This is a genomic window from Pseudoalteromonas sp. TB64, from assembly GCF_000498095.1.
Lineage (GTDB): Bacteria > Pseudomonadota > Gammaproteobacteria > Enterobacterales > Alteromonadaceae > Pseudoalteromonas.
Genome location: NZ_AUTQ01000198.1, coordinates 1 through 8,314, shown reverse-complemented (window position 1 = coordinate 8,314; position 8,314 = coordinate 1). Strand labels below are relative to the sequence as shown.

Here is an 8,314-nt window from a genome sequence, read left to right as displayed (position 1 = left end):
CCGCCCGACATACCAAATATTCCGTAAGCTGCATTCATAAAAATATGCATCCACATAGGAAACCAAATACGATAACCACATTCACAATATAGCCACGCAAACCATGTACCTGCTACAGTAGTGATCGCAACCGCCATTAATGCAGAAATCGCATCATTACCTTGATAAATATGACCCAGGCCAAATATTACTGAACTAATTAATGCCGCAGGCACAAAGCCCCATCTACAATATTTAAATAAAACACCAAACAATGCAGCCCTAAAAATTAGCTCTTCAAAAAAACCCGCATAAACTGAGCCGGTGATTATTGCTGGTATTGATAGGTTAAGTTCATCACTCAAAAATCCATAACCTATTGCCATAGGAGCACAACAAATAATTGCTGCGAGTGCATAGTTAATAAAACCAGAAGAATTAAGCCCTATAGATTCAAAAGGCTCACTTTGTTTAAACAAAATAATAGCCGCAATAACTAACGGTCCATATAAAAAAGTATATTTAGCGGGGGTAAATAAAATGCCAGTTAGATTATCAAGTTCAGACAACCAGCTAGACCAACCTTCTCCCCAAAACTGCCTCATTACATAGTGGCAAAACACAAATATAGAAATTATTACAAGTGCCTTGATAGCGTATTTCATATCTACTTTCCTCGTTAAGTTGTTAATTTCAACTTAATCTTGGCAATAGTAAAAATACAAAGCGACATATTAGGTCTCAATTACAAGACGAGGTATAAAGCCCATGTTTTAGGGGGGATTAACATGTTTTTGGGATTAATGACAAAGCATCCTTTATTACTTTTACATAAGAACGAGACACCGGTATTTTAATATCAATTGTATGCAGCGATAATTGCAACCCTCCAGCATTACCACTGTAGTGCTGAATGTTTTGCAGGTTAACCGCATAAGAACGGTGGCATCGTAATATAATTGTATTTTCTGGAAGCTGCTTTAATAAACCGCTAAGAGATACACGTAATAGTTTACGTGAAGTTGAAGCTCCTTCCAGTATTGTTATTTCACAATAGTTGTCTGAAGATTTAATAAATAAAATATGGTGATGAGCCGTGTTAATTTCGTCGTTTTTATTATCGCCTTTGAGAGTAATTGTCTTTAATTCAACTTCTCTCAACTGCTCTTGATCGACGCTAACTGTACTTGGCTTAGTTAAATCTATTACATGCCTATTTACCACAAGTAAAAAAATAAGAGGAAATACACCAATACAAAAAATATACCCTACAAAAAGTAATTGATTCTGCCAATGCCAAGACCCAAGTACAGCAACCACAAAATACCCATGATTGAATAACGCAGTAATTAAAATATATGTGATAGGAATAATAATTAAACGGCTTAATTTACTTAGCTTAAACTTAAGTAACACTATTTCTATAAAACCTGACAATAGCAAAGCACAAAAGGTTACTAACCCATAGCCAAAAAGCCGCAGAAACTTGTAAGACTCGGTATCGCTTGAAGTGCCAAAAGGTTGAAATACAAAAAGTACAAAAAGCGCTATAAACGAAAACATGACGGCACGATATACAACTAACTTTCTCGAATCTAGATCATCTTTGAGCCACAACATCCTATTTTGCATACCTTTAATCCACCAATATTTAAAAATAGCACACATTAATATGTGCATTCCAACTCATTTAAAATTTTTTGTGATGGTAGTTTTATTAAAAACAAAAAAAGGAAGAGAACATCAACGTTATTTAACAGCAGAAGGTGTTGTGTGAGCAATTCTATCTGCTTTTAAGATTTTACTAATGAGAGATAAAACATGTAATACCAATTCGCTTAATTAAGTGGTCTATTTTGAGGGCGGAAAAACGTGTTGATAGCTAGGCAAAAAATTCGCTATTTAGTTGTTCTAAATGAGAGTTTTTTAACGCAGGGAGCGACACGTTTAGCCCCGCAAAATGATTAAGTATTATTGCGGATTGGTATAAGTGCACTGATTTTGTTCCAAACACAAAAAAGCCCGCTAAATTAGCGGGCTATTTTGTTATATGGTGGAGAGATAGGGATTTGAACCCTAGATGGGCTATAAACCCATGCCGGTTTTCAAGACCGGTGCATTCGACCACTCTGCCATCTCTCCGATACTGCTCTAAGTTAAAAGTAAGAGTGTACTAATAACTATTTAAATGAATGATACTTTAATTACCACACACCTATTAAATAAGTGGTGGAGAGATAGGGATTTGAACCCTAGATGGGCTATAAACCCATGCCGGTTTTCAAGACCGGTGCATTCGACCACTCTGCCATCTCTCCGCACGACCTGCATATTAGGGAAACCTATCCCTTTTGTGAAGCTTTTTTTTAAATAAATTGTTCAAGTGCTTAAAAAACAACTAAATTGTTCAAACTTAAAGCTAAATATATAAAATATCACTGTAAATGAACTTTTATTTAAATATTTGACTCTATTGATCTACAAAGGTTTGCCCAAACATATAAGAGTTGGTAATCTAATTTTAGTTAAATTATCGAAACACACGTTTCACTTAAGGAGCTCTACAATGGCGTTCAATCAATCGTACAATACCTCTAAACCGGTAATGTCTACCATTGAAACAAACAAGGTACTTAAAAACACCTACTTTTTACTTGCTATGACACTTGCATTTAGTGCTGTTACAGCCGGTATTTCAATGGCACTACAATTACCTTACTTCATGGGTATAGTGTTTACACTTGCTTCATTTGGCTTATTATTTGTTGTAAATAAAAAGGCAGAAACTGCATCAGGCGTATTTTGGGTATTCGCCTTCACTGGTTTAATGGGTGCAGGCTTAGGTCCTTTGCTTAACCACTATGCTGCAATGCCAAATGGTCCTATGCTTATTATGCAAGCATTAGGTTCTACCGCGCTTATCTTTTTTGGTTTATCTGCTTATGCACTAAACACTAAAAAAGACTTCTCATTTATGGGTGGCTTTTTAACTGTTGGTTTAATCGTTGTGATTGTAGCAAGCATTGTTAATATTTTTGTTGGCAGTTCACTTATGTTTATGGTGCTTAATGCTGCAGTTGTGTTGATTATGTCTGGCTTGATATTATTTGATACAAGCCGAATCATTAACGGCGGNCGGCGAAACTAACTACATTCGCGCAACAGTATCTTTATACCTAAGCGTATATAACTTATTTACTTCTTTACTTGCTCTACTTGGCGTAAGTAATGACTAATTAAATAGTTCTGTTAAAATAGCCCCTTAATTGGGGCTTTTTTTATTGGAATTGTTTTGTCGCGTTTTGTTCTTTCATTACATACACCACCATCCGATCACGATACCACGCAACGTATAGTTAAGTTTGCGAATGCATGTTTAGCCCAAGGGCACACTATTGATGCTATTTTTTTATACCAGCAAGGTATTTATCATGCATCTACTCACTTTGATTTATCTTCAGACGAACTTCAAATTTCAGCACATTGGCAGCAACTCGCCGATAAAAAACTAAATTTAATGCTATGTGTTACCGCAGCGCAAAAGCGCGGATTGGATATTAACAACACAGGTGTATTTACCGTCGCAGGGTTGGCTGAATTTGCAATGCTTACTTGTGATGCAGACAAATGGGTGCAATTTAAATGATCAATGTATTAGTAATGAGTCAGTCCAGCCCATTTGACGATTTAAATATTCGTGATGCACTTGATATGACATTAATATTTGCAGCCGTTGATCAAAATGTAAGTTGGCTATTTAGCGGTCCTGCTGTTTTGGCTTTAAAAAAGCATCAACAACCAAACAATATTGGCTTAAAAGATTTTTTTAAAAACATTAAAACACTCGAAATCTATGATGTTGAAAATATTTACGTGTGTGAAAAATCATTGCTTGATTATGGTTTAAATAAGCATGATTTACTCATAGAGGCAAAGGCACTGAACTTTAGTCAACAACAAACATTAATTAAAGCGCAGCAACATGTGGTGACCCTATGAGTACGTTACATATTTTTTCTAAGCCGCTTAATTACTACTCGGCAAACCAGCTAGAAAATTTAATTTTATCAACCGATAACGTATTACTTGTTGGTGATGCCTGCTTTGCAAAAAAACAATTTAGACAATTTGCAGATACACTGTTAATACTTGAACAAGACGCGCAAGTACGCGCAATAAAATTAACAGATAACGATAAAGCCATTAGCTATGAAGACTTTGTAGCACTGACTTTATCAACTAATCAATCTATTACCTGGTAACTCATGCTTGAATTTAACAACCAACAAATTGAGACAGACAAACAAGGCTATTTGCTTGACCATACTTTATGGTCAAAAGAGCTAGCACCTGTTATCGCTACCCAAGAAAACATTACGCTTAGCGTTCAACACTGGGAAGTAATTAACTTTGTTCGTGATTTTTATATTGAATATAACACCAGTCCAGCAATAAGAATGCTTGTAAAAGCAATGGCTAAAGCTCTAGGTGAAGATAAAGGGAATAGCCTTTATTTATACAAATTATTCCCTAAAGGTCCTGCAAAGCAAGCAACAAAAATTGCCGGATTACCAAAACCAGCTAGGTGCATATAATGAGAGCTAAATCAGGCAATAATCAAGTAACTGAATCCAAACCTAAAAGAAGCACTGGGCGCACTTACTCACGTAGTGCACTTAATAAAACGCCTTCAGGTAAAAGAGAAGTAAAGCCGCAAATAGCATCTAAAGACAGAAAAATTGTGTTATTCAATAAGCCATTTGATGTGCTATGCCAATTTACAGATGATGCCGACAGGCAAACACTAGCGGCGTTTATTCCTATTAAAGAAGTTTACGCAGCAGGCAGGTTAGACAGAGACAGTGAAGGCTTATTGCTTTTAACAAACTGTGGGAAATTACAAAACACCCTAACGGCGCCTGATAAAAAAACCAATAAAACCTACTGGGCACAAGTTGAAGGTGAACCAACGAGTGAATCAATTAATGATTTATGTAATGGAGTAAAACTTAAAGACGGCCTTACACTCCCCGCCAATGTTAAAATAATTGATGAGCCTACAATTTGGGCCCGTAATCCGCCTGTACGCGAGCGAAAAGCAATCCCTACCACCTGGTTAAGCATTACCATTAACGAAGGTAAAAACAGACAAGTCCGTCGTATGACCGCGCATATTGGTCACCCTACACTTCGCCTAATTCGCTACAGTATTGGTAACTACACGCTTGATGATATTAACTCAGGTGAGTACAAAGTAATTAAAGGCGTGGTTGATGCATAAACCGCATGTGACCGTTGCTGCAATTGTAAAAAAACAAAACACGTTCTTACTTGTAAAAGAACGTGATAAATTCACAAATAAAATTTGTTATAACCAACCTGCTGGTCACTTAGAACAAAACGAAACCCTTTCACAAGCTGCAAGCAGAGAGCTACTTGAAGAAACGGGTTTAACGCTAATGCCTACAGGCTTATTGGGTATCTATAATTTACACGCTGCAAATGGCGTACATTATTTACGATTTTGTTTTATATTTGAAGCCGACGAAAAAACACAAACGCCCAAACCTATCGACTCCGATATTATATCGGCTAACTGGCATACCTTAGAGGAAATTAAAACATTACCACTGAGAAGTGATTTAGTTTTAAAATGCATAACAGACAGCTTGCAAAAAGAGCCTTTAAACCTTGATGCTATTTATAATTAAGTTATTTATTACCTAGGATTTAATGCTATGCAATTACGACCTTGATTTTTAGCGTAATAGAGTGCGCTATCTGCCCCTTTTACAAAATCTAGCATGTCATAGTTTCTGGTTTTATCTATAGTATTTACTCCCATACTTAAAGAGAGTAAACCAGTAAAACTACCTTTATGCACAATAGCTAAATCTTCAATCGCTTTTTGTATTTGATCCGCTATGAATAGCGCCCCCTGAGTATCTGTTTGCGGCAATAAAACAACAAACTCCTCGCCACCATATCGAGCTACAAAATCTTCTGGTCGACTTACTGTAGAGGCAATCTTCTGTGCTACATCATGCAAACAAGTGTCTCCTGCTACATGACCAAAAAAATCATTAAATTGTTTAAAATGGTCTATATCAATAATGATAATAGATAAAGTACCTTTAGAATCACTCGCTTTTTTAAATTCATCTGCTAACTTTTCGTCAAATCTGCGTCTATTGGCTATTTTTGTTAGTGCATCAAGAAAAGCCATATCTCTTAGTAAATCTTCGGCTCGTAAACGCTCTGTGGCATCGTTAAAAACGGCTAGAATTTCTTCACCAATATCAATGCCCGATATTTCCATCACCACTTGAGAACCATCATTACAAGAAACACGATAATTGTTAGCGGGAATATCATTGTTATTTTTTTGAGCATCATCTAATGAGCTACTCCAAAGCTCTTTCACAACCTTCCTGTATTGCGGATCTGGGTATGCTTTATCCCACCAAACACTTATATTTGGAATATCCTTAATTGTATAGCCAAATATATCTATAAACCGCTGATTTACTTTTAAAATATTCCCCGTTTTTGCACATACATTACAAACAGGCATAGGCAATACTGTAAATAGCTTTTCGTAATGGCTTAACTCATGCTTTCGCATTGAGTAAATTGTGTTTTTTGATAAACAAGCCATTGGTGGACTATTTTTATCATTGTTTATCATTTCCTCCATCTCTAAAACAAAAGACCATTCAAGCCACCAAGCTTCGATATGATCAAATACCTTTTTTTCAACCTGATTTTTTAAAGATGATTGTTTAATTAAAGAAAATAATTCATGTATATGATTAGGGTCTTGATGAATACGAAAACTTTTTAGCTTTATAAACTCATAAAAAAGATGATATGCAGCTTTTTTAAACTCGCTCGTAGTACTCGTTAATAGATCATTGGGGTAAATTTCAGATTTACAGGTATAGTGTTCAATTAAAGATTTTATCTTATTTACTTGATAAGCATAGTGCATACATTCATTCCATTGATTATATTTAGAGCAACCCCAACGTAATTGGTATTTAACAAATCTTTCATTGCCGTACTTCCCATTAAACCTATATTTACTTTAGTCGCTTTAATAGAAAACACTATTTTTTATAACTTTAAAATCATTCCATTGATCTTATAAGTATCTCATTGTTAATTTAAAAAAGTAGCATTGTACTAAGTACATGACTTAAAAAACGCCTTAAGTCGAGTTTGCTATTTGTTATATAAATAAAATAGTGACAAATTATGTCCTTTGCCGCCCTACACTCTTTAAGCACAAACAAAATACATGCTATAATCGCGTCCTTTCCAAGTTAACAGCAATCTGTATAAGCGAAATTATTCATGAGCGAAAATAGTCACATTAAAGTCATTGTTGGCATGTCCGGCGGTGTTGATTCTTCTGTATCTGCATATTTATTACAACAACAAGGCTACCAAGTAGAAGGCCTGTTTATGAAGAACTGGGAAGAAGACGACAATGATGAGTATTGTGCCGCCGCTGATGATTTAAAAGATGCACAAGCAGTATGTGATAAGTTAGGCATTGAGCTTCACACTGTTAACTTTGCAGCAGAGTATTGGGACAACGTGTTTGAGTACTTTTTAGCAGAGTACAAAGCGGGTCGTACTCCAAACCCAGATATAATGTGCAACAAAGAAATTAAATTTAAAGCCTTTTTAGAGTTTGCTGCACAAGCTCTTGGAGCAGACTTTATTGCTACGGGCCATTACGTTCAACGTGAACTTCGCGGTGACAAATACGTAATGTGTCGCGGACTTGATAACAATAAAGACCAAAGCTACTTTTTATATACCTTAAGCCACGAGCACCTTGGTCAAACCTTATTCCCTGTAGGCGATATCGAAAAACCAGAAGTACGCCGCATAGCTGAAGAACAAGACTTAATCACTCACGATAAAAAAGACAGCACCGGTATCTGTTTTATTGGTGAGCGTAAATTTAAAGACTTTTTACAAAAGTTTTTACCAGCTCAACCTGGTGTAATCGAAGACACTGATGGCAACAACGTAGGTGAACACGAAGGCTTGATGTACCACACACTTGGACAGCGCAAAGGCTTGCTAATTGGCGGTATGAAAGAAGGTTCGGGTGAACCATGGTACGTAGTAGATAAAGACCTTGAACGCAATGTACTTGTGGTTGGTCAGGGTAAAGATCACCCTCGCCTATACAGTAATGGTCTTAATGCAAACCAACTTCATTGGGTAGACCGCATTGGTCCTAAAGGCACCACCCGCTGCACAGTAAAAACTCGTTACCGCCAAGAAGACTTAAGCTGTACCCTATTAGTAGGCGAAG

10 protein-coding genes, 2 tRNA genes and 1 pseudogene are annotated in these 8,314 nt (G+C 36.3%); 8 read left to right on the top strand and 5 right to left on the bottom strand.

Annotated features, from left to right (window positions below):
• The 4 genes from L647_RS0116755 to L647_RS0116735 form a co-directional block, all read right to left on the bottom strand.
• Window positions 1-644 (bottom strand): CPBP family intramembrane glutamic endopeptidase (locus L647_RS0116755; protein WP_024612078.1); only part of this gene is annotated, 644 nt, incomplete at its 3' end.
• A 118-nt stretch (window positions 645-762) separates the two neighbouring features.
• Window positions 763-1,599, bottom strand: a complete 837-nt coding sequence (locus L647_RS0116750) for a LytTR family DNA-binding domain-containing protein (RefSeq protein ID WP_024612077.1) — start codon at window positions 1,597-1,599, stop codon at window positions 763-765.
• Window positions 1,600-2,030: 431 nt separating this feature from the next.
• Window positions 2,031-2,121 (bottom strand) — tRNA-Ser (locus L647_RS0116740).
• 85 nt (window positions 2,122-2,206) lie between these two features.
• Window positions 2,207-2,297, bottom strand: a tRNA-Ser gene (locus tag L647_RS0116735).
• Window positions 2,298-2,545: 248 nt separating this feature from the next.
• Here L647_RS0116735 and L647_RS01000000124455 point away from each other — a divergent pair.
• The 7 genes and pseudogenes from L647_RS01000000124455 to L647_RS0116700 all read left to right on the top strand — a co-directional run bounded on the left by L647_RS01000000124455 (window position 2,546) and on the right by L647_RS0116700 (window position 5,690).
• A pseudogene (locus L647_RS01000000124455) lies at window positions 2,546-3,215 on the top strand (Bax inhibitor-1/YccA family protein).
• A gap of 56 nt (window positions 3,216-3,271) precedes the next feature.
• Window positions 3,272-3,625, top strand: a complete 354-nt coding sequence (tusD, locus tag L647_RS0116725; RefSeq protein WP_024612076.1) for a sulfurtransferase complex subunit TusD — start codon at window positions 3,272-3,274, stop codon at window positions 3,623-3,625.
• A complete protein-coding gene (tusC, locus tag L647_RS0116720; RefSeq protein ID WP_024612075.1) occupies window positions 3,622-3,978 on the top strand; it encodes a sulfurtransferase complex subunit TusC in 357 nt (118 codons plus the stop codon). The genes tusD and tusC overlap by 4 nt, the downstream gene beginning before the upstream one ends.
• Window positions 3,975-4,241 (top strand): DsrH/TusB family sulfur metabolism protein, encoded by a 267-nt coding sequence (locus L647_RS0116715; protein WP_024589175.1) that lies wholly within the window; start codon window positions 3,975-3,977, stop codon window positions 4,239-4,241. The genes tusC and L647_RS0116715 overlap by 4 nt, the downstream gene beginning before the upstream one ends.
• Window positions 4,242-4,244: 3 nt before the next feature.
• Complete coding sequence (locus tag L647_RS0116710) at window positions 4,245-4,574, top strand: TusE/DsrC/DsvC family sulfur relay protein (RefSeq protein ID WP_024612074.1); 330 nt, start codon at window positions 4,245-4,247, stop codon at window positions 4,572-4,574.
• Window positions 4,574-5,260 (top strand): pseudouridine synthase, encoded by a 687-nt coding sequence (locus L647_RS0116705; RefSeq protein ID WP_024612073.1) that lies wholly within the window; start codon window positions 4,574-4,576, stop codon window positions 5,258-5,260. The genes L647_RS0116710 and L647_RS0116705 overlap by 1 nt, the downstream gene beginning before the upstream one ends.
• The gene (locus tag L647_RS0116700) at window positions 5,253-5,690 is read left to right on the top strand and encodes an NUDIX hydrolase (protein WP_024612072.1); all 438 of its coding nucleotides are present in this window, start codon (window positions 5,253-5,255) and stop codon (window positions 5,688-5,690) included. The genes L647_RS0116705 and L647_RS0116700 overlap by 8 nt, the downstream gene beginning before the upstream one ends.
• Window positions 5,691-5,698: 8 nt before the next feature.
• Here L647_RS0116700 and L647_RS0116695 read toward each other — a convergent pair whose 3' ends face one another.
• Window positions 5,699-6,970, bottom strand: coding sequence for a diguanylate cyclase (locus tag L647_RS0116695; RefSeq protein WP_024612071.1), 1,272 nt, complete (start codon window positions 6,968-6,970; stop codon window positions 5,699-5,701).
• A 365-nt stretch (window positions 6,971-7,335) separates the two neighbouring features.
• Between L647_RS0116695 and mnmA the strand changes: the two genes are divergently transcribed.
• Window positions 7,336-8,314 (top strand): tRNA 2-thiouridine(34) synthase MnmA (gene mnmA / locus L647_RS0116690; protein WP_024612070.1); only part of this gene is annotated, 979 nt, incomplete at its 3' end.